Origin of the sequence: Pseudomonas palmensis (genome assembly GCF_017848315.1) — a bacterium.
GTDB classification, from domain to species: Bacteria; Pseudomonadota; Gammaproteobacteria; order Pseudomonadales; family Pseudomonadaceae; genus Aquipseudomonas; species Aquipseudomonas palmensis.
On the sequence record NZ_JAFKEC010000035.1, the window covers coordinates 17532 to 40343 of the forward strand.

At 66.0% G+C, this 22812-nt stretch carries 23 protein-coding genes and 1 riboswitch; of the genes, 17 read left to right on the top strand and 6 right to left on the bottom strand.

Translation table 11 applies throughout. The features are described from left to right. Positions 1 to 170 precede the first annotated feature (170 nt). The 5 genes from cysM (at position 171) to JZZ72_RS17700 (ending at position 6261) form a co-directional block, all read left to right on the top strand. A complete protein-coding gene (cysM, locus tag JZZ72_RS17680) occupies positions 171 to 1073 on the top strand; it encodes a cysteine synthase CysM (protein WP_162484876.1) in 903 nt (300 codons plus the stop codon). Beyond that, positions 1073 to 2431, top strand: a complete 1359-nt coding sequence (gene rlmD, locus JZZ72_RS17685) for a 23S rRNA (uracil(1939)-C(5))-methyltransferase RlmD (RefSeq protein ID WP_210014775.1) — start codon at positions 1073 to 1075, stop codon at positions 2429 to 2431. The genes cysM and rlmD overlap by 1 nt, the downstream gene beginning before the upstream one ends. Positions 2432 to 2529: 98 nt before the next feature. Beyond that, positions 2530 to 4770, top strand: a complete 2241-nt coding sequence (relA, locus tag JZZ72_RS17690; RefSeq protein WP_054914700.1) for a GTP diphosphokinase — start codon at positions 2530 to 2532, stop codon at positions 4768 to 4770. Positions 4771 to 4864: 94 nt separating this feature from the next. Then, positions 4865 to 5695: a nucleoside triphosphate pyrophosphohydrolase gene (mazG, locus tag JZZ72_RS17695; protein WP_043862555.1), complete on the top strand. Its 831-nt coding sequence runs from the start codon at positions 4865 to 4867 to the stop codon at positions 5693 to 5695. A gap of 26 nt (positions 5696 to 5721) precedes the next feature. Further along, a complete protein-coding gene (locus tag JZZ72_RS17700; RefSeq protein ID WP_043862554.1) occupies positions 5722 to 6261 on the top strand; it encodes a DUF2058 domain-containing protein in 540 nt (179 codons plus the stop codon). 64 nt (positions 6262 to 6325) lie between these two features. On the opposite strand, the gene JZZ72_RS17705 is transcribed toward JZZ72_RS17700, so the two are convergent. The 4 genes from JZZ72_RS17705 to purM form a co-directional block, all read right to left on the bottom strand. Further along, complete coding sequence (locus JZZ72_RS17705) at positions 6326 to 6508, bottom strand: hypothetical protein (RefSeq protein ID WP_043862553.1); 183 nt, start codon at positions 6506 to 6508, stop codon at positions 6326 to 6328. 221 nt (positions 6509 to 6729) lie between these two features. Then, positions 6730 to 7440 carry a DUF3108 domain-containing protein gene (locus JZZ72_RS17710; protein WP_210014776.1) on the bottom strand — a complete coding sequence of 237 codons (711 nt, stop codon included), beginning with the start codon at positions 7438 to 7440 and terminating at the stop codon, positions 6730 to 6732. Between the two features lie 8 nt (positions 7441 to 7448). After that, positions 7449 to 8102, bottom strand: coding sequence for a phosphoribosylglycinamide formyltransferase (gene purN, locus JZZ72_RS17715; protein WP_210014777.1), 654 nt, complete (start codon positions 8100 to 8102; stop codon positions 7449 to 7451). After that, on the bottom strand, positions 8102 to 9160 hold the full coding sequence (purM, locus tag JZZ72_RS17720; protein WP_043862550.1) for a phosphoribosylformylglycinamidine cyclo-ligase: 1059 nt from the start codon (positions 9158 to 9160) through the stop codon (positions 8102 to 8104). The genes purN and purM overlap by 1 nt, the downstream gene beginning before the upstream one ends. 330 nt (positions 9161 to 9490) lie before the next feature. Between purM and JZZ72_RS17725 the strand changes: the two genes are divergently transcribed. From JZZ72_RS17725 to JZZ72_RS17750, 6 genes are all read left to right on the top strand, one after another. Continuing rightward, positions 9491 to 10546, top strand: coding sequence for a DUF2066 domain-containing protein (locus JZZ72_RS17725; RefSeq protein ID WP_210014778.1), 1056 nt, complete (start codon positions 9491 to 9493; stop codon positions 10544 to 10546). Positions 10547 to 10550: 4 nt separating this feature from the next. Beyond that, positions 10551 to 11624: an AI-2E family transporter gene (locus JZZ72_RS17730; RefSeq protein WP_210014779.1), complete on the top strand. Its 1074-nt coding sequence runs from the start codon at positions 10551 to 10553 to the stop codon at positions 11622 to 11624. Positions 11625 to 11639: 15 nt separating this feature from the next. Continuing rightward, the gene (locus JZZ72_RS17735) at positions 11640 to 12122 is read left to right on the top strand and encodes a hypothetical protein (protein WP_210014780.1); all 483 of its coding nucleotides are present in this window, start codon (positions 11640 to 11642) and stop codon (positions 12120 to 12122) included. 131 nt (positions 12123 to 12253) lie between these two features. Then, entirely contained in the window at positions 12254 to 12958 is a 705-nt protein-coding gene (gene hda, locus JZZ72_RS17740; protein ID WP_043862546.1) for a DnaA regulatory inactivator Hda, read from the top strand. Between the two features lie 114 nt (positions 12959 to 13072). Then, positions 13073 to 13705 (top strand): C40 family peptidase, encoded by a 633-nt coding sequence (locus JZZ72_RS17745; protein WP_043862545.1) that lies wholly within the window; start codon positions 13073 to 13075, stop codon positions 13703 to 13705. Positions 13706 to 13839: 134 nt separating this feature from the next. Further along, on the top strand, positions 13840 to 14373 hold the full coding sequence (locus tag JZZ72_RS17750; RefSeq protein WP_210014781.1) for a C40 family peptidase: 534 nt from the start codon (positions 13840 to 13842) through the stop codon (positions 14371 to 14373). Between the two features lie 65 nt (positions 14374 to 14438). On the opposite strand, the gene JZZ72_RS17755 is transcribed toward JZZ72_RS17750, so the two are convergent. Both JZZ72_RS17755 and JZZ72_RS17760 read right to left on the bottom strand, forming a co-directional pair. Next, positions 14439 to 15755, bottom strand: coding sequence for a PQQ-dependent sugar dehydrogenase (locus JZZ72_RS17755; protein ID WP_210014782.1), 1317 nt, complete (start codon positions 15753 to 15755; stop codon positions 14439 to 14441). Between the two features lie 78 nt (positions 15756 to 15833). Next, the gene (locus tag JZZ72_RS17760; RefSeq protein ID WP_043862542.1) at positions 15834 to 16412 is read right to left on the bottom strand and encodes a hypothetical protein; all 579 of its coding nucleotides are present in this window, start codon (positions 16410 to 16412) and stop codon (positions 15834 to 15836) included. A 150-nt stretch (positions 16413 to 16562) separates the two neighbouring features. Then, a riboswitch (cobalamin riboswitch) is annotated at positions 16563 to 16784 on the top strand. A gap of 135 nt (positions 16785 to 16919) precedes the next feature. Here JZZ72_RS17760 and cobO point away from each other — a divergent pair. Genes cobO through JZZ72_RS17790 form a run of 6 tightly spaced genes read left to right on the top strand, consistent with a single transcriptional unit; the run spans position 16920 to position 22811 of the window. Further along, positions 16920 to 17531 carry a cob(I)yrinic acid a,c-diamide adenosyltransferase gene (cobO, locus tag JZZ72_RS17765; protein WP_054914693.1) on the top strand — a complete coding sequence of 204 codons (612 nt, stop codon included), beginning with the start codon at positions 16920 to 16922 and terminating at the stop codon, positions 17529 to 17531. Beyond that, complete coding sequence (locus JZZ72_RS17770) at positions 17528 to 18823, top strand: cobyrinate a,c-diamide synthase (RefSeq protein ID WP_043862540.1); 1296 nt, start codon at positions 17528 to 17530, stop codon at positions 18821 to 18823. Before cobO ends, JZZ72_RS17770 begins: the two co-directional genes overlap by 4 nt. Further along, complete coding sequence (gene bluB, locus JZZ72_RS17775; RefSeq protein ID WP_043862539.1) at positions 18820 to 19467, top strand: 5,6-dimethylbenzimidazole synthase; 648 nt, start codon at positions 18820 to 18822, stop codon at positions 19465 to 19467. Before JZZ72_RS17770 ends, bluB begins: the two co-directional genes overlap by 4 nt. Beyond that, entirely contained in the window at positions 19467 to 20375 is a 909-nt protein-coding gene (gene cbiB, locus JZZ72_RS17780; protein WP_210014783.1) for an adenosylcobinamide-phosphate synthase CbiB, read from the top strand. Before bluB ends, cbiB begins: the two co-directional genes overlap by 1 nt. After that, complete coding sequence (gene cobD / locus JZZ72_RS17785) at positions 20368 to 21360, top strand: threonine-phosphate decarboxylase CobD (RefSeq protein WP_210014784.1); 993 nt, start codon at positions 20368 to 20370, stop codon at positions 21358 to 21360. Before cbiB ends, cobD begins: the two co-directional genes overlap by 8 nt. Further along, positions 21357 to 22811 (top strand): cobyric acid synthase, encoded by a 1455-nt coding sequence (locus JZZ72_RS17790; protein WP_058541008.1) that lies wholly within the window; start codon positions 21357 to 21359, stop codon positions 22809 to 22811. Before cobD ends, JZZ72_RS17790 begins: the two co-directional genes overlap by 4 nt. Position 22812: the final 1 nt, after the last annotated feature.

The window sequence follows — 22812 nt, forward strand, 5'->3', positions numbered from 1 at the left end:
CTGCGGCTGTAGGTGCCGGCCTTGCCGGCCAATGCACCACCACCGTTTCAAGTTGCTGCGCGCGGGCTGCTTATATCCCTCGGCTATAACCCTCAACCATTGCGTGATATGGGCCAAAGCCGTTTGCCGGTATGATAGGCGCCCCCGCAGTCTGGATTGCGAAATACGCCATGACCTTGCAGTACCCTACCATCGCCGATTGCGTCGGCAACACGCCCCTGGTTCGCCTGCAGCGCATGGCCGGCGAGACCAGCAATACCCTCCTGCTCAAGCTCGAAGGCAACAATCCGGCAGGCTCGGTCAAGGACCGGCCGGCGTTGTCGATGATCACCCGTGCCGAACTGCGCGGGCAGATCAAGCCAGGCGCCACGCTGATCGAGGCGACCTCCGGCAACACCGGTATCGCCCTGGCGATGGCAGCGGCGATCAAGGGCTACAAGATGATCCTGATCATGCCCGACAACTCCAGCGCCGAACGCAAGGCCGCCATGACCGCCTACGGCGCCGAGCTGATCCTGGTCAGCAAGGAAGAAGGCATGGAGGGCGCCCGCGACCTCGCCGAGCGCCTGCAGGCCGAAGGCCGTGGCCAGGTGCTCGACCAGTTCGGCAACGGTGACAACCCCGAAGCCCACTACGTCAGCACCGGCCCGGAAATCTGGCAGCAGACCGGCGGCAGCATCACCCATTTCGTCAGCTCCATGGGCACCACGGGTACCATCATGGGCTGCTCGCGCTACCTCAAGGAGCAGAACCCCAACGTGCAGATCGTCGGCCTGCAACCGATGGAAGGCTCGGCGATCCCCGGGATCCGCCGCTGGCCCCACGAGTACCTGCCGAAGATCTTCGACGCCAGCCGCGTCGACCGTGTGGTCGACATGGCCCAGAGCGAAGCCGAAGAAACCACCCGCCGGCTGGCCCGCGAAGAGGGCATTTTCTGTGGCGTGTCCTCCGGTGGTGCGGTGGCGGCCATGCTGCGCCTGTCGCGCGAGCTGGAAAACGCGGTAATGGTGGCGATCATCTGTGACCGTGGCGACCGTTACCTGTCGACCGGCATCTTCGACGCGGCCAACTGATGTCCAAGGCCAAACGCAATGGCGGCCTGCGCTTCCAGCCGACCGGTGGTACCCGTGCGCCCCAGGTGCCAACGGGCAAGAAGCAGCGCTTGAGCATCGAGCGCCTGGCCGGTGACGGCCGCGGCATCGCCTTCTTCGAAGGGCGCACCTGGTTCGTCAGCGGCGCCCTGGCCGGTGAAGAGGTCGAGGCACGGGTACTCAATGCCCACGGCAAGGTGGTCGAGGCACGCCTGGAGCGTGTGTTCAGCCCCAGCGAGGCGCGGCGCCCGGCGCCGTGCAAGCACTTCGATCGCTGTGGCGGCTGCAACCTGCAGCACCTGCCCCATGCCGCTCAGCTCGAACTCAAGCAGCGCCTGCTGGTCGAGCAGTTGCAGCGGGTGGCCGGCGTGGTGCCCGAGCAATGGGCCGCGCCGTTGTCCGGCCCCGAATTCGGTTACCGCCGGCGCGCCCGCGTTGCGGTGCGCTGGGACGCCAAGGCCCGGAAGCTCGACGTGGGCTTTCGCGCCGAAGCCAGCCAGGACATCGTCGCCATCGACGACTGCCCGGTGCTGGTACAACCCTTGCAGTCGATACTGCGTCACCTGCCGCTGCTGTTGCAGAGCCTGAGCAAGCCACAGGTGGTGGGGCACGTGGAGCTGTTCAGCGGTACCGCCCTGGCACTGCTGCTGCGCCATACCGCGCCACTGGTCGAGGCCGACCTGGCACGTTTGCAGGCGTTCTGCAGCGAGGCGGGTGTACAACTCTGGTTACAAGGTGAGGGGCAACCGGCCCCGGCCAATCCAGCGGACACGCTAGGGTTTACCCTGGAACCGTGGAACCTGGAATTGGCCTACAGGCCAGGTGACTTCGTGCAGGTCAATGCCCAGGTCAACACCGCGATGATCGAGCAGGCCCTGGCATGGCTTGCGCCACAGGCCGACGAGCGTGTGCTGGACCTGTTCTGCGGCCTTGGCAACTTCGCCCTGCCGCTGGCCCGGCAGGCCCGCGAAGTGGTGGCGGTGGAAGGGGTGCAGGCCATGGTCGATCGGGCCGCGGCCAATGCCCAACGCAACAAACTGCATAACACGCAGTTTTTTCAGGCCGATTTATCCCAGCCTCTGGCGACTTCAGGCTGGGCGGCAGGAGGCTTTTGTGCGGTACTCTTGGACCCACCGCGCGACGGTGCCTTCGAGGTGGTGCGCAACATCGCCGCACTTGGCGCCCGACGTCTGGTCTACGTGTCGTGCAACCCGGCGACGCTGGCCCGCGACACCGTCGAGCTGGTCAAGCAGGGGTACCGGTTAAAATGTGCCGGGATCCTCGACATGTTTCCGCAGACTGCGCATGTCGAGGCCATGGCGTTATTCGAGGTGGGTTAGCGACGCTGGCCCGCCCGGTGTAGCCCCTTCGATCTGGCAGGGGCGACACCCGTGTTTTCAAGCGCATGAGCATGCGCTGTAGGGAAAGGTAAACAAAGATGGTACAGGTGAGAGTGCACCAGCCGGTCAACACCGACGGCAGTATCAATCTCGAAGCATGGCTGGATCATGTGGTCAGCGTCGACCTGGCGCTGGACCGGGAAGCCCTCAAGGCGGCCTGCGAGTTCGCTCAGGACATAGAGAAAAAAGGTAACCCGGCCAAGCATTCCTGGGCCGACGGTACCTCGAGCTTCCAGGCGGGCCTGGAGATCGCCGAGATTCTCGCCGACCTCAAGCTCGACCAGGACTCCCTCGTGGCGGCGGTCATCTACCGTGCGGTGCGTGAAGGCAAGGTGACCCTGGCCGAGGTGGGCCAGCGTTTCGGCCCGGTGGTGTCCAAGCTGATCGACGGCGTGCTGCGCATGGCGGCCATCAGTGCCAGCCTCAGCCCGCGCCATTCGCTGGTGCTGGGCTCGCAGGCGCAGGTCGAGAACCTGCGCAAGATGCTGGTGGCGATGGTCGACGACGTGCGCGTGGCGCTGATCAAGCTGGCCGAACGAACCTGCGCCATTCGTGCGGTGAAGGGCGCCGACGACGAGAAGCGCAACCGCGTGGCCCGCGAGGTGTTCGACATCTACGCGCCGCTGGCCCACCGCCTGGGCATCGGCCACATCAAATGGGAGCTCGAAGACCTCTCGTTCCGCTACCTGGAACCCGACCAGTACAAACAGATCGCCAAGCTGCTGCACGAGCGCCGGCTCGACCGCGAGCGCTTCATCAGCGACGTGATGAACCAGCTGCAGAACGAGCTGCTGGCCACGGGCGTCAAGGCCGACATCAGCGGCCGGGCCAAACATATCTATTCGATCTGGCGCAAGATGCAGCGCAAGGGCCTTGAGTTCAGCCAGATCTACGACGTGCGCGCCGTGCGCGTGCTGGTGCCCGAGATGCGCGACTGCTACACCGCGCTGGGCATCGTGCATACCCTGTGGCGGCACATCCCCAAGGAGTTCGACGACTACATCGCCAACCCCAAGGAGAACGGCTACCGCTCGCTGCACACCGCGGTGATCGGCCCCGAGGGCAAGGTGCTGGAGGTGCAGATCCGCACCCATGCCATGCACGAGGAGGCCGAACTGGGCGTTTGCGCGCACTGGCGCTACAAGGGCACCGACGTCAAGCCCAGCTCCAACCACTACGAGGAGAAGATCTCGTGGCTGCGCCAGGTGCTGGAGTGGCACGAGGAACTGGGGGACATCGGCGGCCTGGCCGAACAGCTGCGCGTGGATATCGAGCCGGACCGGGTGTACGTGTTCACGCCCGACGGCCACGCCATCGACCTGCCCAAGGGCGCCACGCCGCTGGACTTCGCCTACCGCGTGCACACCGAGATCGGCCACAACTGCCGGGGCGCCAAGATCAACGGGCGCATCGTGCCGCTCAACTACAGCCTGCAGACCGGCGAGCAGGTGGAGATCATCACCAGCAAGCACGGCAACCCGAGCCGCGACTGGCTGAACTCGAACCTGGGCTACGTCACCACCTCGCGGGCGCGGGCCAAGATCGTGCACTGGTTCAAGCTGCAGGCCCGCGACCAGAACGTCGCCGCCGGCAAGACACTGCTCGAGCGCGAACTCAACCGTCTGGGCCTGCCGCAGGTGGACTTCGAGCGCCTGGCCGAAAAGGCCAACCTCAAGACTGCCGAAGACATGTTCGCCTCGCTGGGCGCCGGCGACCTGCGCCTGGCGCACCTGGTCAACGCCGCGCAGCAACTGGTGGAGCCGGACCGCATCGACCACATCGAGCTGGTGCCGCGCAAGGCCACCGGCTACAAGCCGGGCAAGCGCGGGGATATCCAGATCCAGGGCGTTGGCAACCTGCTGACGCAGATGGCCGGGTGCTGCCAGCCGCTGCCGGGCGATGCCATCGTCGGCTACATCACCGTGGGCCGTGGGGTGACCATTCACCGCCAGGACTGCGCCTCGGTGCTGCAACTGGCCGGTCGCGAGCCGGAGCGCATCATCCAGGTCAGCTGGGGCCCGGTGCCGGTGCAGACCTACCCGGTGGACATCATCGTGCGTGCGTATGACCGCCCGGGCCTGCTGCGTGACGTGTCGCAGGTGCTGCTCAACGAGCGCATCAACGTGCTGGCGGTGAATACCCGTTCGAACAAGGAGGACAACACCGCGCTGATGTCGCTGACCATCGAGATCCCGGGCCTGGACGCCCTGGGGCGCTTGCTGGGGCGCATTTCGCAGTTGCCCAACATCATCGAGACGCGGCGCAACCGTACGCCTTGAGGGCGCCATTGCGGGCAGGCCCGCTCCTGCAGGATCCTTGTGGGAGCGGGCTTGACCCGCGATGAGGCCAGACCTGCCGAACAGAGAGCACACGATGTACACCCTAGACGACCTGCTCCACCTCATGGCCCGCCTGCGCGACCCGCAGTACGGCTGCCCGTGGGACCTCAGGCAGACCTACGCCACGATCATCCCGCACACCCTCGAAGAAGCCTACGAGGTGGCCGACGCCATCGAGCGCAGCGACTTCGAACACTTGCAGGGCGAACTGGGCGACCTGCTGTTCCAGGTGGTGTATTACGCCCAGCTGGCCCGTGAAGAGGGCCGTTTCGAATTCGCCGGGGTGATCGACAGCATCACCCGCAAGCTGATCCGTCGCCACCCGCACGTGTTCCCCACCGGCGAGCTCCATGCGCCGCTGGACCTGCCACGGCTCGATGAAGAACAGGTCAAGCAGCGCTGGGAAGAGATCAAGGCCCAGGAGCGCGCCGAAAAGGGCGAGCCCGAACAACTGTCGCTGCTCGACGACGTGCCGGCGGCCTTGCCGGCCCTGTCGCGTGCGGCCAAACTGCAAAAGCGTGCGGCCCAGGTCGGATTCGACTGGGACGACCCGTTGCCGGTGCTGGACAAGGTGCGCGAGGAGCTCGACGAAGTACTCCAGGCCATGGCCGACAACGACCCGGCGGCGCTGGCCGACGAGGTGGGCGATTTGCTGTTCGCCACCGTCAACCTGGCCCGCCACCTCAAGCTGGACCCGGAAAACGCCCTGCGTGGCGCCAATCGCAAGTTCGAACGACGTTTCCGTTTTATCGAACAGGCATTGCGCGACATGGGGCGTCCGATTGAAGATTGCACCCTCGAAGACTTGGACGCGCTCTGGGGCGAAGCCAAACGTCAGGAAAAGAACCTGCCCAGCTGCGGCTGAGCTGTTGCATAAGTGAGTGAACACCGATGAGCCTTTCCCTTCGTGACCAACTGCTCAAAGCCGGCCTGGTCAACCAGAAGCAGGTCAAGCAGGTCAGCAAAGAACAGAAGAAACAGAAACGCCTGGAGCACAAAGGCCAGGTCGAAGTCGACGACACCCAGCAGCGCCTGGCCAAGGAAGCCATGGCCGAGAAGGCCAAGCGTGACCAGGAGCTCAACCGCCAGCAGCAGGAAAAGGCCGAGCAGAAGGCCCGTGCCGCCCAGGTCAAGCAGTTGATCGAGGTGTCGCGCCTGCCCAAGCTGACCACCGAGGACTACTACAACTTCGTCGACGACAAGAAGGTCAAGCGCCTGTCGGTCAACGCGTTGATGCGCAGCAAGCTGAGCAGCGGCTCGCTGGCGATCGTGCAGCATGGCGGTGGCTACGAGGTGATCCCGCGTGAGGCCGCGCTGAAGATCCAGGAGCGCGATCCGCAGCGCATCGTGCTGCTCAACACCCAGGTCGAAGCGCCGGATGCGGACGACCCGTACGCCGCCTACGTCATCCCGGATGACCTGATGTGGTAAGCCTGCTGGGCTAGACACGACAAACCCCGCCTCGGCGGGGTTTGCTGTTTCTGAAGACGGGGAATTACTGGGGTTGGCGCTTGGCTTCGAGGTACTCCAGTTCGATCCGGTAGCTGTGGGCTTCCTGTTCGTTGTGGAACATGCCGACCAGCTGGTCCTGCTGATGCACATCCCAGATACGCACGCCTGCGGCCAGGCCTTCGTGGGACAGTTTCGATTCATCGCGCTCAGTTACTTTGACAGTCATCTGCTAACTCCAAATCCAGTTAACTGCGGCACCGTGTCGCAGGTCTCTTTTATAGAATTTGTTAGCAGCCTAAGTAAATGCTTGGCGAATGAAACATCTTTCATGCCGCACGGTCGAGGCGACTCCTTCGCCAGCAAGGCTGGTGTCTGCAGGGAGGGCCACGCCACAAAAACAAAACCCCGCACAAGGCGGGGTTTCGGGTAATGCACGCTAGCGGCCTGTCAGATGCCCTTGACCGACTTGCCGTCGACCGTGCCGTCCTGCAGCACGATCACGTACTCCTTGCCGTCGGTCTCGACCTGGCGCAGTTGCACCAGCAGGTAGTCCCAGTCCTTGGCGAACCACAGCTCGGTGACGCGCTTGCTCTGGCTCGGGTCGCGCACGCGCTCGACCTTGATCGCATCGACCTGGCCGGTCTTGGTGCTGACCTTCTCGGTACCCAGCACGCGGAAGTCGTAGGTGTCGATCTCGTCGCCATCCACCACCTGGTAGGTCATGCTCTTCTTGCCGGCTGCCACGTCATGCTGCAGGGCCAGCTGGTAGGACGACTTGTCCAGCACGCCGCGGTTGAGCGGCAGGTTGACCGCGTCGCCACGGTCGGAGCCGGTGATCTTCTTGCTCGACCAGTCGAAGTCCAGGTCGACCTTCTTGGCCTTGCCCAGGCCGCCACGTTCGAAGTGGTAGGTCTGCGGCAGCAGGGTGTCCTTGTCCAGGCGCAGGGTACTTTGCTCGGTCAGGCTGGCAATCATCATCGAGGCCTTGAAGTTGAGGCTCCAGGTCCCGTTGGCGTTCTTGGCCAGGCTGCGCTCGGCGGTGCCGCTCATGGGCAGTTGCTTCCAGTCGGCGGTGTAGCTGGCCGAAAAAGGCTTCAGATCGGCTGCCTGAAGCGGCAGTGCAAGCACGGCAAGTGCGAAGAGCAGGGCACGACGCATAAAATCTCCTAGGGTCGAATCAAGTGGCCGCTGGCCGCCAAGGGCTGGCCATCCAGTAGAGCACCGTGCTCGCCAAGGCGCAAACGGCCTTCGGCGAACCAGCGCACCGCCAGCGGATAAATCAGGTGTTCCTGGCTGTGAACCCTCTGGGCCAGTTGCGCCGGCGTGTCATCCGAGACTACCGGTATCACAGCCTGTACGACCAGTGGCCCGCCATCGAGTTCCTCGGTGACGAAGTGCACACTGCAGCCATGCTCGGCATCCCCGGCTTCCAGCGCCCGCTGGTGGGTATGCAGGCCCTTGTACTTGGGCAGCAGGGAAGGATGGATATTGAGCAGGCGGCCGTGGTAATGGCGCACGAAACCGGCACTGAGGATACGCATGAAGCCGGCCAGCACCACCAGCTGCGGGGCAAAGCCGTCGATCAGCTCGACCAGCGCCGCGTCGAAGGCCTCGCGGCCGTCGAAGGCCTTGTGGTCGAGCACGGCGGTGTCGATGCCCGCATCGCGGGCGCGCTGCAGGCCGTAGGCATCGGCGCGGTTGGAGATCACCGCGCGGACCCGCACCGGGCTGTCGCCGGTGCGGGTACTGTCGATCAGGGCCTGCAGGTTGCTGCCGGTGCCGGACAGCAGCACCACTACATCACAAGACGTGCTCGGCATCAGTGCGCCTTGAGGTTCTTCAGCTCGACCTGGGCGGCGCCTTCGGCAGCGGTGGCGATCTGGCCGATCACCCAAGGCTGCTCGCCGGCTTCGCGCAGCACGTTCAGGGCGTTGTCGACCTGATCCTGACCCACGCAGATCACCATGCCCACGCCGCAGTTGAGTACGCGGTGCATTTCGGTCTCGTCGACGTTGCCCTGCTGCTGCAGCCAGTCGAATACCGCCGGGCGCTGCCAGCTGGCCACGTCGACCACGGCCTGGGCGCCTTTTGGCAGCACGCGCGGGATGTTGTCGAGCAGGCCGCCACCGGTGATGTGGGCCATGGCCTTGACCGCGCCGGTGTCCTTGATCAGCTTGAGCAGCGGCTTGACGTAGATGCGGGTCGGGGCCATCAGCAGTTCGGTCAGCGGCTTGCCGTCGAGCTGGACGTTCTGGATGTCGGCGCCGGCCACTTCGATGATCTTGCGGATCAGCGAGTAACCGTTGGAGTGCGGGCCCGACGATGGCAGGGCGATCAGGGCGTCACCGGCAGCCACCTTGGAGCCGTCGATGATCTCGGCCTTTTCCACCACGCCGACGCAGAAGCCGGCCAGGTCGTAGTCTTCGCCTTCGTACATGCCCGGCATTTCAGCGGTTTCGCCGCCTACCAGCGAGCAGCCTGCCAGTTCGCAGCCGGCGCCGATGCCGGTGACCACGTCAGCCGCGGTGTCGACGTTGAGCTTGCCGGTGGCGTAGTAGTCGAGGAAGAACAGCGGCTCGGCGCCGCACACCACCAGGTCGTTGACGCACATGGCGACCAGGTCCTGGCCGATGGTGTCGTGCTTGTTCAGGTTCAGTGCCAGGCGCAGCTTGGTGCCCACGCCGTCGGTGCCCGAAACCAGCACCGGCTGCTTGTAGCCGGCCGGAATTTCGCAGAGGGCGCCGAAGCCCCCCAGGCCGCCCATGACTTCCGGGCGCGCCGTGCGCTTGGCGACGCCTTTGATGCGTTCGACCAATGCTTCACCGGCGTCGATGTCTACACCGGCGTCCTTGTAGCTCAGGGAGGGTTGCTTGCTCATGATCCAGGCCTTTAGGGGGAGGGATTCGGGGGAATCGACCGGCACCTGCCAGGCATTGCGAGGGTTTTCCTGCTGCCTGAGCGTCGCCGGTCTGCGAAGGCGCGCGATTTTATCAGGGTTACCCGGTAGCGGCCATCCTCAGGCCGACGGGCAGGGCCTCATTCGACATAAAAACATTGATTCGGTATGGCCGCTGGTTGCCGCGCCATGGGCTGTATAAGGTATAGGTAATGAAATTTGACCGCAGGGCTGAATGTTTTACCCGCGGGGGTGGTCAGAGCTTCACTTTTCACTGACCGCGCTTTCTATTTACCTGGACAGGAATCCTCCATGCGTTTGCGTTCATACCTGGCCGTTGGCTGCCTTGCCCTGTTTGGCCTGAGCGTTCAGGCCGAAACCCTCACTGGCCTTTATCAGGTGCGCGAGCCGGTCAGCGGCGAGGGCACCGAAGCCCGCGCCCAGGCCACCCAGAATGCCCTGAGCACCCTGGTGGTGCGCCTCACGGGCGACCCCAAGGCGCCGCAGAGTGCGGGCCTGGCAGGGCTACGCAAGGACCCGCAGCAAATCATCAGCCAGTTCGGTTTCGAGGCCGGCCCGCCGGAAACCGTGCTGGTGGATTTCGACCCCGGCAGCACCGACCGGGCTTTGCGCCAGGCCGGGCTGGCCCTGTGGGGCAGCAACCGGCCGGCCATCCTCGGCTGGTGGTTGAACGACAGCGTGGGCGGTTCGAGCCTGGTGGGCGATGGCCAGAGCAGCGCCGAACCGCTGCGCCGCGCCGCGCAACACCGTGGCTTGCCGCTGCGCCTGCCCATGGGCGACCTGAACGAGCAACTGGTGGCCACTGCCAAGAACCTCGAAGGCACCGACCCCGCGCCCCTGCGCGAGGCCTCCGAGCGCTACGCGGCCGATGCGTTGCTGGCGGTGCATGCCACCGAGGGCGAGGGCAAATGGCAGGGCACCTGGCGCCTGTGGCTGGGCGACCAGCGCGAGCAGGGCAAGGTCGAAGGCGCCGATCAGGACGCCCTGGCCGATGCGGTGATGCTGGCCGTCAGCACGCGCCTGGCGCCGCGCTTTGTCGCGCGGCCGGGCACCGGTGGCGAAAACCAGATACAGGTGCAGGGCATGACCCTGGAGCGCTATGCGCAGCTTTTGCAGACCCTTGAGCCGCTGGGCGGGCGCCTGACCTATGTGGACGGCGATACCCTGACCTACACCGTCAGCGGCACCCCCGAACAGGTGCGTGCGCAACTGGGCCTGGCCAGGCTGCAGGAGGTGCCGGCAGAGGCCGTCGCCCCAGCGCCGGTCGCACCCGCAGCCCCAGGCGAGGCCCAGGTGGCTGCGCCCGCACCGTTCACCGGTTTGCGGTTTCGTTGGCAGGGAGCGTGACTGAATGATGGATACACGCCGTTGGGTATGGGTGTTGGGGGTGCTGGTAATCGGCACGCTGCTGTACTTCTTGCACGGGATCCTCTCGCCCTTCCTTATAGGTATCGGCCTGGCGTACCTGGCCGACCCGCTGGTGGACCGGCTGGAGCGCGCCGGGCTGTCACGCACCTGGGGCGTGGTGGTGGTGTTCGCCCTGTTCACCCTGATGTTCATGGCGATGCTGCTGGTGCTGATCCCGATGCTGGCCAAGCAGTTGGTGCGCCTGTACGAGCTGGCACCACAGATGCTCGACTGGTTGCAGCATGTGGCGCTGCCGTGGGTGCAGACGCGCCTGGGGCTGGCCGATGGCTTCTGGAAGTTCGACAAGATCAAGTCGGCGATCAGCGAGCACATGGGCCAGACCACCGACATCGTCGGCATCGTGCTCAGCCAGGCTACCGCGTCCGGGCTGGCGCTGATCGGCTGGTTGGCCAACATGGTGCTGATCCCGGTGGTGGGCTTCTACCTGCTGCGCGACTGGGACCTGATGATGGCCAAGCTGCGCCGCCTGTTGCCGCGCCAGCGCGAAGAGCAGGTGGTGTCGCTGGCCCTGGAATGCCACGAGGTGCTCGGTGCGTTCGTGCGCGGGCAGTTGCTGGTGATGCTGGCGCTGGGGGTGATCTACGCCGCCGGGTTGATGCTGGTGGGCCTCGAACTGGGCCTGCTGATCGGTATCATGGCCGGGCTTGCGGCCATCGTGCCGTACATGGGTTTCATCATCGGCATCGGCGCGGCATTGATCGCCGGCATGTTCCAGTTCGGCGGCGACCTGTACCCGATGCTGGGCATCGTCGCGGTGTTCATGGTCGGCCAGGCCCTTGAAGGCATGGTGCTCACGCCGTTGCTGGTGGGCGACCGCATCGGTCTGCACCCGGTGGCGGTGATCTTCGCGATCCTGGCCGGCGGCGAGCTGTTCGGGTTCACCGGGGTGTTGCTGGCGCTGCCGGTGGCGGCGGTGATCATGGTGTTGCTGCGGCACATGCACGACCTCTATAAAGAGTCGGACATGTATGCTGGTGAAATCGACCCGGACCTTTGAAGGACACCCTGAGTGATGGAACATGAAACCGAGCACGCCTGTGCATTGGCAGGCGTGATGGATGCATTGCCGCTGCTGGCCGATGACCTCGACGAGGATGAGGTGGCAGCGGCCCTGCAGCAGCAGGGCTACTCGCGGCACGCGGCCGAGAAGCTCACGATGTTCGTACCCTCGGCATTTTCCTGGGTGGTGCTCAAGCGTCTGGGGCTCAAGGCGCTGCCCAGTCATTTCACGGCCTATGACCAGGACGACAATGCGGTGCGGATCCCGGTCGCCAATCAGCACTACTTCACCGCGGCGCTGACCCTGGCCTACAACACCTTCGAGAATGGCTGGAGCGCCGCACTACCGCGCAGCACCTTCCAGCGCGTTGCCGGGCGCAGTTCGGAGATGAACGCGGCCAACCAGGTACTGGATAAGGAAGGCTCGCTCGAAGGGGCGAGCATCAACACCGTGGAGCTGTTTCGCCTGAGTGCAGAGGAACTGCTGGAGGATTGACCCATGCCTGCCCCATATGCCGCGCAAGCCTTTGATTTTGCTAACGCATTGTGCGGTTGGCGTCACGGGTATAGACTTTGCGGACTTTTCACCAAAGGCCCCTTGCGGTTCCTCGGGACTGCCCAGCCAGCATGAAACCGATCCAGTTGCCCCTGGGTGTGCGTCTGCGTGATGACGCCACCTTCATCAACTACTATCCGGGTGCCAACGCCGCCGCATTGGGCTACGTCGAGCGACTCTGCGAAGCCGACGCCGGCTGGACCGAAAGCCTGATCTACCTGTGGGGCAAGCAGGGCGTAGGGCGTACCCACCTGCTGCAGGCCGCGTGCCTGCGCTTCGAGCAACTGGGCGAGCCTGCGGTGTACCTGCCTCTGGCGCAACTGCTCGATCGCGGCGTGGAACTGCTCGACAACCTGGAACAGTACGAACTGGTGTGCCTGGACGACCTGCATGTGATTGCCGGCAAGCCGGACTGGGAAGAGGCCATGTTCCACCTGTTCAACCGCCTGCGCGACAGCGGCCGCCGCTTGCTGCTGGCAGCGTCCAGCTCCCCCCGGGAATTGCCGATCAAGCTGGCCGACCTGAAGTCGCGCCTGACCCTGGCGCTGATCTTCCAGATGCGCGCCCTGTCGGATGAAGACAAGCTGCGTGCCCTGCAATTGCGCGCCTCGCGCCGGGGCCTGCACCTCACCGACGAAGTCGGGCATTTCATCCTGACCCGAGGCACGCGCAGCATGAGCGCACTGTTCGACCTGCTCGAACGCCTCGACCAGGCTTCACTGCAGGCGCAGCGCAAGCTGACCATCCCGTTTTTGAAAGAGACATTGGGCTGGTAGGGCCGGCCCAGAGCCTCGGCACATAAAAGTCACATTTTTTTCGATTGAATTTGCAAATCGATCCGATAGAAGGCATAGTCTCGGCTTCATCAAATTCAAGCCACGGTCGTGCCCATGCTAAATCGCTTCGCACCCCTCGTGCCCCTCGCACTTGTGACCTTGCTGTTCGGCTGCGCGACCACCGGTCCCGTCACCCACCAGCAGGCTCCCGCTCCAGTTGCTGCCCAGGCTGCCGCCAAGCCTTCCACCGCTGCGTCGGTGTTCGAAGAAGAGCTGGCCACCGAGCAGGACCTGGAAGCGTTCTCCTCCAGCACCAAGCCCTACGAACTGCCAGCCCTGGCCGACAACATTCTCGAACGTGGCATGTCCCTGATCGGTACCCGCTACCGTTTCGGCGGCACCTCGGAGAAGTCCGGCTTCGACTGCAGCGGCTTCATCGGCTACCTGTTCCGCGAAGAGGCCGGCATGAACCTGCCGCGCTCCACCCGCGAAATGATCAACGTGAAAGCCCCGCTGGTTGCGCGCAACAAGCTCAAGCCAGGCGACCTGCTGTTCTTCAGCACCAATGGTCGCGGCCGCGTCAGCCACGCCGGCATCTATCTGGGCGACGATCAGTTCATCCACTCCAGCAGCCGCCGCAGCGGTGGCGTGCGCATCGACAACCTCGGTGACCGCTACTGGAGCAAGACCTTCATCGAAGCCAAGCGCGCGCTGGCCATGGCACCGACTACCCTGTCGCGTAACTGAGTCTGCGCGTGATGTCCCGCACGGCGGCGTAGCTGAAAAGCTCGCCGCCGTGCGTGTTTACAGAAAACGTCTAATCTAGTTTCTCACCTATTTCCGACTTGGGGTCGGGCGGCTTCAGACAGGATGTTCTGACTATGTCGATACTCGCGCGCGTTGCTGTACTTTCCCTGGCGGCCCTGCTGGGTGCCTGCTCCAGCCATGCCCCGCAGAAACCTCAGGTGGCCGAACCGAAGGTGATGGCGCCCCAGGTGTATTTCTCGCCAGTGGCCGAGGATGTGCTGTTCCGGGCCCTGGGCCTGGTGGGCACGCCTTACCGCTGGGGCGGCAATACCCCGGACTCGGGGTTCGATTGCAGCGGGCTGATTGGCTACGTGTACCGGGACGCGGCGGGTATCGCCCTGCCGCGCTCAACCCGCGAGATGATCGGCATTCGTGCCCCGGACATCGACAAGGGTGCGTTGCAGTCGGGCGACCTGGTGTTCTTCGCCACCAATGGCGGCACCCAGGTGAGCCATGCCGGTATCTACGTGGGCGAGGGGCGTTTCGTGCATGCACCGTCAACGGGCGGTACGGTGCGCCTGGACTACCTGTCCAACAGCTACTGGCAGAAGACCTACCTCAACGCCAAGCGCGTGCTGCAGCCGGCGCACCTGGCGCGCAATCCCTGACAGCGTGGCCTGCAAAGCCGGCTCCAGCAGGAGCCGACCTTGCCGGCGAACACGTCAGCGCAGTGCTACTGCGCCTTGCTCACCCGCCAGATCACATTGCCCACGTCGTCGGCCACCAGCACCCCGCCACGCTGATCGTTCACCACGCCGACCGGGCGCCCCATGGCCTTGCCGTCCTCGTCGAGAAACCCGGTCAGCAGATCAATGGGCTTGCCCGACGGTTTGCCCGCCGTGCTGAACGGCACGAAGATCACCTTGTAGCCACTGTGCGGCTTGCGGTTCCATGAGCCGTGCTGGCCGATGAACGCGCCCTGGTCGAACGGCGCCGGCAAGGCGTTCGGCACGGTAAACGCCAGCCCCAGCGAGGCGGTGTGCGGCCCCACCGCATAGTCCGGCGCTATCGCGCTGGCCACCAGCTTTGCATCCTGCGGCTGTACGCGCTCATCCACATGCTGCCCGTAATAGCTGTAGGGCCAGCCATAGAAGGCGCCGTCCTTCACCGACGTGATGTAGTCCGGCACCAGGTCGCTGCCGATCTCGTCACGTTCGTTCACCGCCGTCCACAGCTGCTGGCTATTGGGTTCCCAGGCCAGGCCGTTGGGGTTGCGCAGGCCGGTGGCGAACAGGCGCTGGCTGCCGGTGGCCGGGTCGACCTCCCAGATCGCGGCGCGGCCTTTCTCCTGCTCCATGCCGTTCTCGGCCACGTTGCTGTTGGAGCCCACGGTCACGTACAGCTTCTTGCCGTCGGGGCTGGCGATCACGTTCTTGGTCCAGTGGTGGTTGAGCGTGCCGCCCGGCAGGTCGACCACCTTGGTGCCGCTGCCCTGCAGGCGGGTGGCGCCTGGCTCGTAGGTGAAGCGCAACAGCCGATCGGTGTCGGCCACATAGAAGTCGTTGCCCACCAGGGCCATGCCGAACGGCGAGTTCAGCCCCTCGATGAAGGTGGTGCGGGTGTCGGCCACGCCGTCCTTGTCGCTGTCACGCAGCAGGGTGATGCGGTTGGGGCTGGGCACTCCGGCACCGGCGCGGCCCATCACCTTGCCCATCACCCAGCCCTTGATGCCCTTGCCGTCATCGGGCTTGGGTGGCGCGTTGGTCTCGGCCACCAGCACGTCGCCGTTGGGCAGCACGTACAGCCAGCGCGGGTGGTCGAGCTTGTCGGCGAAGGCCACCACCTGGGTGCCTGCCGCAGCCTTGGGTTTGCCGCCCTCTGGCCAGCCGATGGCCGGCGCGATGTTTACCGTGGGGATGAGGGTCTTGTTCGGTTCGGGCAGGCGCGGCGACGGGCCGGTGCCATCGGTGACGTCCAGGTGGGCGTTCTCGCCGCAGGCCACCAGCCCGGTGGTGAGTGCCAGCAGTACAGCAATGCGCATGTTGCCCATGATCGGTGTCCCTCGCGAAGTTGGCCGTGTCCAGTAAGGTAGAGGCGGGCACGTCGGCGAGGTTCCCTCGACAGGGGCTCAGGCCTGCTTGAGCAGCAGCGCGATGCCGGGGTGGTAGCGGCCCACGTCGTCGTGCAGCTTGCGGTAGCCATAGGGGAACACCCAGGCGATGGCGCATGCATTGTGCTTTTGCAGGTCGTCGACCAGGTCCTGAAGCTCTTCGGGGCTGGCGTGTTGCCCGGCCTTGTACGGGCTGACGAACAGCGCGGCGACCTTGAGCTGGCTGGCATAGCCCACCAGGCGAGCCTGGGCGACGCTTTCCTGCAGGGCATCGGTGAGGTCGAGCTTGCCGACCCGTGGCCAGCGCTGGGTGGCCTGCAGGTAGGCGGTCTCTTCCTTGCTGGCGATCACCAGGTCGCAGTGCGCCGCACGCTCGCCTTCGTCGCGCTGCTTCTTGGTCTGCGCACCCTGCAAGGTCACCAGCTCCGCCTGCCAGGCCGCCGCGCCCAGCACGCCAAGGTTGCTTTGCACGCCTTGCCAGTAGGGGGCGTCGCTGTCGCCCAGGGTCTGGTTGTAGCGCTCCAGGCACTCGGCCCAACGTTCCAGGGCGGGGCGCAGGAACTCCAGACGCGGGTTGTTGATGATCAGACCTTGCATGCCGTGCTCCATTGTTATTGTGGATCGGAGAGGTGCGGATAATGGCTATGTGATATCACTGCAGTGAGTGTGACACAAGATGACATAAATGCCATTGATCCAGACCGCTTCGCAGCGCCTTTGATTGACGCTCATGGCCCAACCCTCTAACCTTCGCGACTTGTTTCAGGTGCTCTGCGGCCAAGGTGCCGGCAGGGTGAAACAGGGAAGCCGGTGGGCACGTGCAACGTGCGATTCCGGCGCTGCCCCCGCAACGGTAAATGAGTCGGGATCGCGCAGGGCCACTGGGTGCAACAGCCCGGGAAGGCGCGCGATCCGGGTCGATCAGACCCGCCCATGAGCCCGGAGACCGGCCTGTCACAGATCAACGGCATCACGGAGGGTGATGCGCGGTTCTCCCGGCCAGTGGCAGGGCCTGCGCGTTTTCCGTGTGCCATCGCCAACCTGCTGTCGCGCCGACTCGATCCCCCCGGTCCCTGTGCGCGCCAGTTGCCCACGGAGCCTCCGATGACCGACACCACCGATCGCGACGAACGCCATCTGGCGCGCATGCTGCGCAAAAAAGCGGTAATCGACGAACGCATTGCCAACTCGCCCAACGAATGCGGCCTGCTGCTGGTACTCAGCGGCAACGGCAAGGGCAAGAGCAGCTCGGCCTTCGGCATGCTGGCGCGGGCCCTGGGCCACGGCATGCAATGTGGCGTGGTGCAGTTCATCAAGGGCCGCAACAGCACCGGCGAGGAGCTGTTCTTCCGCCGCTTCCCCGAACAGGTGCGCTACCACGTGATGGGCGAGGGCTTTACCTGGGAAACCCAGGACCGCCAGCGCGACATCGCCGCCGCCGAGGCTGCCTGGGCGGTTTCGCGCCAGTTGCTGCAGGACCCGGCCATCGGTTTTGTAGTGCTCGATGAGCTCAACATCGCCCTCAAGCACGGCTACCTCGACCTCGATCAGGTGCTCGGCGACCTGCAGGCACGCCCACCGATGCAGCATGTGATCGTCACCGGCCGCGGCGCCAAGCCCGAGATGATCGAGCTGGCCGACACCGTGACCGAGATGGGCATGGTCAAGCACGCCTTCCAGGCCGGCATCCGTGCCCAGAAGGGCGTGGAACTATGAGGCAAACCCGTCATTGCCCGGCGGTGCTGATCGCGGCACCTGCATCTGGCCAGGGCAAGACCACGGTGACGGCCGCACTGGCGCGCCTGCACCGCAACCAGGGGCGCAAGGTCCGGGTGTTCAAGTGTGGCCCGGACTTTCTCGACCCGATGATTCTGGAGCGCGCCAGTGGCGCACCGGTGTACCAGCTGGACCTGTGGATGGTCGGCGCCGAGGAAAGCCGGCGCCTGCTGTGGGAAGCCGCCGCCGACGCCGACCTGATCCTGATCGAAGGGGTGATGGGGCTGTTCGACGGTACGCCGTCCAGCGCCGACCTGGCGCGGCATTTCGGCGTGCCGGTGCTGGCGGTGATCGACGGCACGGCCATGGCCCAGACCTTCGGCGCGCTGGCCCTGGGCCTGGCGCGCTACCAGCCCGACCTGCCGTTTGCCGGCGTGCTGGCCAACCGGGTGGGCTCGCTGCGTCACGCGCAACTGCTCGAAGGCAGCCTGACCGAAGGCCTGCGCTGGTACGGCGGGCTGTCGCGGGAAACCGGCATCGAACTGCCCAGCCGCCACCTGGGCCTGGTGCAGGCCAGTGAACTGACCGACCTGGACCTGCGCCTGGACGCCGCCGCCAACGCCCTGGGCGACAGCTGCGAGTCGGCCCTGCCGCCGGCGGTGGCCTTCGATGCGCCGCAGCCGCGCAGCATCGAGCCACTGCTGGCCGGCGTGCGGATCGGCGTGGCGCGCGACGAAGCCTTCGCATTCACCTATGGCGCCAGCCTGGACCTGTTGCGCGAGATGGGCGCACAGCTGAGCTTCTTCTCGCCGATCCACGACCGCCTGCTGCCAGACTGCGACAGCCTGTACCTGCCCGGCGGCTACCCTGAGCTGCACCACCATGCGCTGGCCGCCAACACGCCGATGCTGGCGGCGATCCGGGCCCATCACCAGGCCGGCAAGCCCTTGCTGGCCGAATGCGGCGGCATGCTCTACCTGCTCGATGCACTGACCGATGTGGCCGGCGAACGGGCCGAACTGGCCGGCCTGCTGCCGGGCGAGGCGGTGATGCAGAAGCGCCTGGCGGCCCTGGCCCTGCAAGCGGTAGAGCTGCCCGAGGGCACCCTGCGCGGGCATACCTATCACCATTCGCTGACCAGCACCGCGCTCGAACCCATCGCCCGCGGGCAAAGCCCCAACGGCGGGCGCGGCGCCGAGGCGGTGTACCGTTGCGGCCGGCTGACGGCCTCGTATGTGCATTTCTACTTCCCGTCCAACCCGTCTGCGCTGGCGGCGCTGCTGGCACCATGAGCGACCAGGCCTTCAACGACGCCGAGCGCGCGGCGGTCTACCGCGCCATCGGCGAGCGCCGCGACATGCGCCATTTCAGCGGCGGCGAGGTGGCCCCCGAGCTGCTGGCACGCCTGCTGCAGGCGGCGCACCAGGCCCCGAGCGTGGGTCTGATGCAGCCCTGGCGTTTCATCCGCATCACCCGTCGCGAGCTGCGCCAGCAGATCCAGGCGCTGGTGGAGCAGGAGCGGGTGCGCACCGCCGAGGCACTGGGGCAGCGTTCTGACGATTTCATGCGGCTCAAGGTCGAGGGCATCAACGATTGCGCCGAGGTGCTGGTGGCGGCGCTGATGGACGGGCGCGAGGCGCACATCTTCGGCCGTCGCACCTTGCCGGAAATGGACCTGGCCTCGCTGTCGTGCGCCATCCAGAACCTGTGGCTGGCGGCCCGTGCCGAGGGCCTGGGCATGGGCTGGGTGTCGCTGTTCGAACCGCAGGCACTGGCCGACCTGCTGGGCATGCCGGCCGGTGCCAAACCGCTGGCGGTACTGTGCCTGGGCCCGGTCGAGGCGTTCTACGAGGCGCCCATGCTGGTGCTCGAAGGCTGGGCCCGCGAGCGGCCATTGAGCGAGATGCTCTACGAAAACCATTGGGGAGAGCGTTGATGAGTGTGGCCTTGCTGAGTGTGGCCGGGGTGGCGCTGGATGCCTTGCTGGGCGAGCCCCGGCGTGCGCACCCGCTGGTCGCGTTCGGCCGTTATGCCGGACGCCTGGAACAACGCTTCAATGCCGGCGGTCGTGGCTGGCGCAGCCATGGCGTCACCGCGTGGTTTCTGGCGGTGGTGCCCCTGACCCTGCTGGTGACTGTGCTGTCGTGGCTGCCCTACATCGGCTGGCTGGTGGAGATACTGGCGCTGTACTGCGCGCTGGGCCTGCGCAGCCTTGGCGAACATGTACGGCCCGTGGCCGAGGCGCTGCGTGGCGGCGACCTGGACGAAGCGCGCCGCCGCGTGGGCTACCTGGTCAGCCGTGAAACCGGCGAACTGGATGACACCGCCGTGGCGCGTGCCGCCACCGAATCGGTGCTGGAGAACGGTAGCGATGCAGTGTTCGCCGCCCTGTTCTGGTTCGTGGTGGCGGGGGCGCCAGGTGTGGTGCTGTATCGCCTGAGCAATACCCTGGATGCCATGTGGGGCTATCGCAACGAGCGCTTCGAGCGCTTTGGCTGGGCCGCAGCGCGCATCGACGATTTGCTCAACTATATTCCGGCGCGGCTGGTGGCCCTGACCTACGCGGTGCTGGGCAGGACGCGCCTGGCACTGAGCTGCTGGCGCCGTCAGGCGCCGTTGTGGGACAGCCCCAACGCCGGCCCGGTGATGGCAGCTGGCGCCGGTGCGCTGGGTGTCGAGCTGGGCGGCGCGGCGGTGTACCACGGCGAGCTCCACCAGCGCCCGCAACTGGGCGAAGGCCCGCCGGCCGATGCCTACGCCATCGAGCGTGGCTGGCAACTGGTGTGCAAGGGCGTGTGGTTGTGGTTGCTGCTGTTGTGCGTGGGGGCGCAATTCTATGCTTGAACACGGTGGTCGTTTGCAACGGGCGGTGCTGGAGTACGGCATCGCAGTGCAGGACTGGGTCGACCTGTCCAGCGGCATCGCGCCGTGGCCCTTCGCGATCCCCGAGATCCCGTTGCGCGCCTGGGCACGCCTGCCCGAAACCGACGATGGCCTGGAGCAGGCGGCCCGCGAGTACTACGGCGTGCCGCAACTGCTGCCGGTGGCCGGGTCCCAGGCCGCCATCCAGGCCCTGCCGCGCTTGCGTCGCAGTGGCAAGGTCGGTGTGCTGTCGCCGTGCTACGCCGAACATGCCGAGGGCTGGCGGCGCGCCGGGCACCGCGTGCGTGAAGTCGGCGAGGCCGAGGTGGAGTTCTTTCTCGACAGCCTCGATGTGCTGGTGGTGGTCAACCCCAACAACCCCACCGGGCGCCTGTTGAGCGCCGAGCGCCTGCTGGGCTGGCACGCCCGCCTGGCCCAGCGCGGTGGCTGGCTGGTGGTGGATGAAGCGTTCATGGACAACACCCCGCAACACAGCATCGCCGCCGAAACCTGGCGCAACGGGCTGATCGTGCTGCGCTCGTTCGGCAAGTTCTTCGGCCTGGCCGGTGTACGCCTGGGCTTCGTGCTGGCCGAACGCCAACTGCTGCAGCTGCTGGCCGAACAACTGGGGCCCTGGTCGATCGCCGGGCCCACGCGGGTGCTGGGCCAGGCCTGCCTGCTCGACCATGGCGCCCAGCAGCGCCAGATCACCCGCTGCGCCGAGGCCAGCACACGCCTGGCGCAGGTACTCGATGCTGCCGGCTTCACGCCGACCGGCGGCTGCGACCTGTTCCAGTACCTGGAGCTTGCCCACGCCGCGCAGTTGCACCAGTTCATGGCGCGGCGCGGCATCCTGCTGCGCCTGTTCGAGCACCTGGGCAGCCTGCGTTTCGGCCTGCCGGCCACCGACACCGATTGGCAGCGCCTGGTCCAGGCGCTGGACGACTACCGCAAGGAACACCCATGACCACCCTGATGGTGCAAGGCACCACCTCCGATGCCGGCAAGAGCACCCTGGTGACCGCGCTGTGCCGCTGGCTGGCGCGCCAGGGCGTGGGTGTCGTGCCGTTCAAGCCGCAGAACATGGCACTCAACAGTGCGGTGACGGCCGACGGCGGCGAAATCGGCCGCGCCCAGGCGGTGCAGGCCCAGGCCGCCGGGCTGGCGCCGCACACCGACATGAACCCGGTACTGCTCAAGCCCAACAGCGAGACCGGAGCCCAGGTGATCGTGCATGGCCGCGCGGTCACCAGCATGAACGCGGTGGCCTATCACGACTACAAGGCCATCGCCATGCAGGCGGTACTGGCCTCGCACCAGCGCCTGAGCGACGCCTACCCGGTGGTGATGGTGGAGGGCGCGGGCTCGCCGGCCGAAATCAATCTGCGGGCCGGGGACATCGCCAACATGGGGTTTGCCGAGGCGGTCGACTGCCCGGTGATCCTGATCGCCGATATCAACCGCGGCGGGGTGTTCGCACACCTGGTCGGCACACTGGAGCTGCTGTCGCCCAGCGAGCAGGCGCGGGTCAAGGGCTTCGTGATCAACCGCTTTCGTGGCGACATCGCCCTGCTGCAGCCCGGCCTGGACTGGCTCGAGGCGCGTACCGGCAAGCCGGTGCTGGGCGTGCTGCCGTATGTGCTGGACCTGCATCTGGAAGCCGAGGATGGCCTGGACCGGCGCCAAGGCCAGAAAGCCGCGCAGGTGCTCAAGGTGATCGTGCCGGTGCTGCCGCGCATCAGCAACCATACCGACTTCGACCCGCTGCGCCTGCATCCGCAGGTGGATCTGCAGTTCATCGGGCCGGGCGACGCGATACCGCCGGCCGACCTGATCATCCTGCCGGGCTCCAAGAGCGTACGCAGCGACCTGGCGCACCTGCGCGAGCGCGGCTGGGAGGAGGCGATAGCCCGCCACCTGCGCTACGGCGGCAAACTGCTGGGCATCTGTGGTGGCCTGCAGATGCTCGGGACCCACGTGCATGACCCACTGGGCCTGGAAGGCGCCGCCGGCAGCAGCGCGGGCCTGGGCTGGCTGGACTACAGCACGCAGCTGGAGGCCGAGAAGCAGCTGCGCAATGTCAGCGGCACGCTGAACCTGGAGCAGGCGCCCGTCAGTGGCTACGAGATCCATGCCGGGGTCACCCGCGGGCCGGCGCTGGCGCAGCCCGCCGTACAGTTGGCCGACGGTCGCAGCGATGGCGCGGTCAGCGCCGACGGGCAGATCCTGGCCACCTACCTGCACGGCCTGTTCGAGTCGCCGCATTCGTGCACGGCGCTGCTGCGCTGGGCTGGCCTGAACGATGTGCAGCAGGTGGACTACCATGCTCTGCGTGAACTGGACATCGAACGCCTGGCCGACCTGGTGGACACGCACCTGGACGGCGCCCGGCTTCGTCAACTCTGCGGGCTGGACTGAC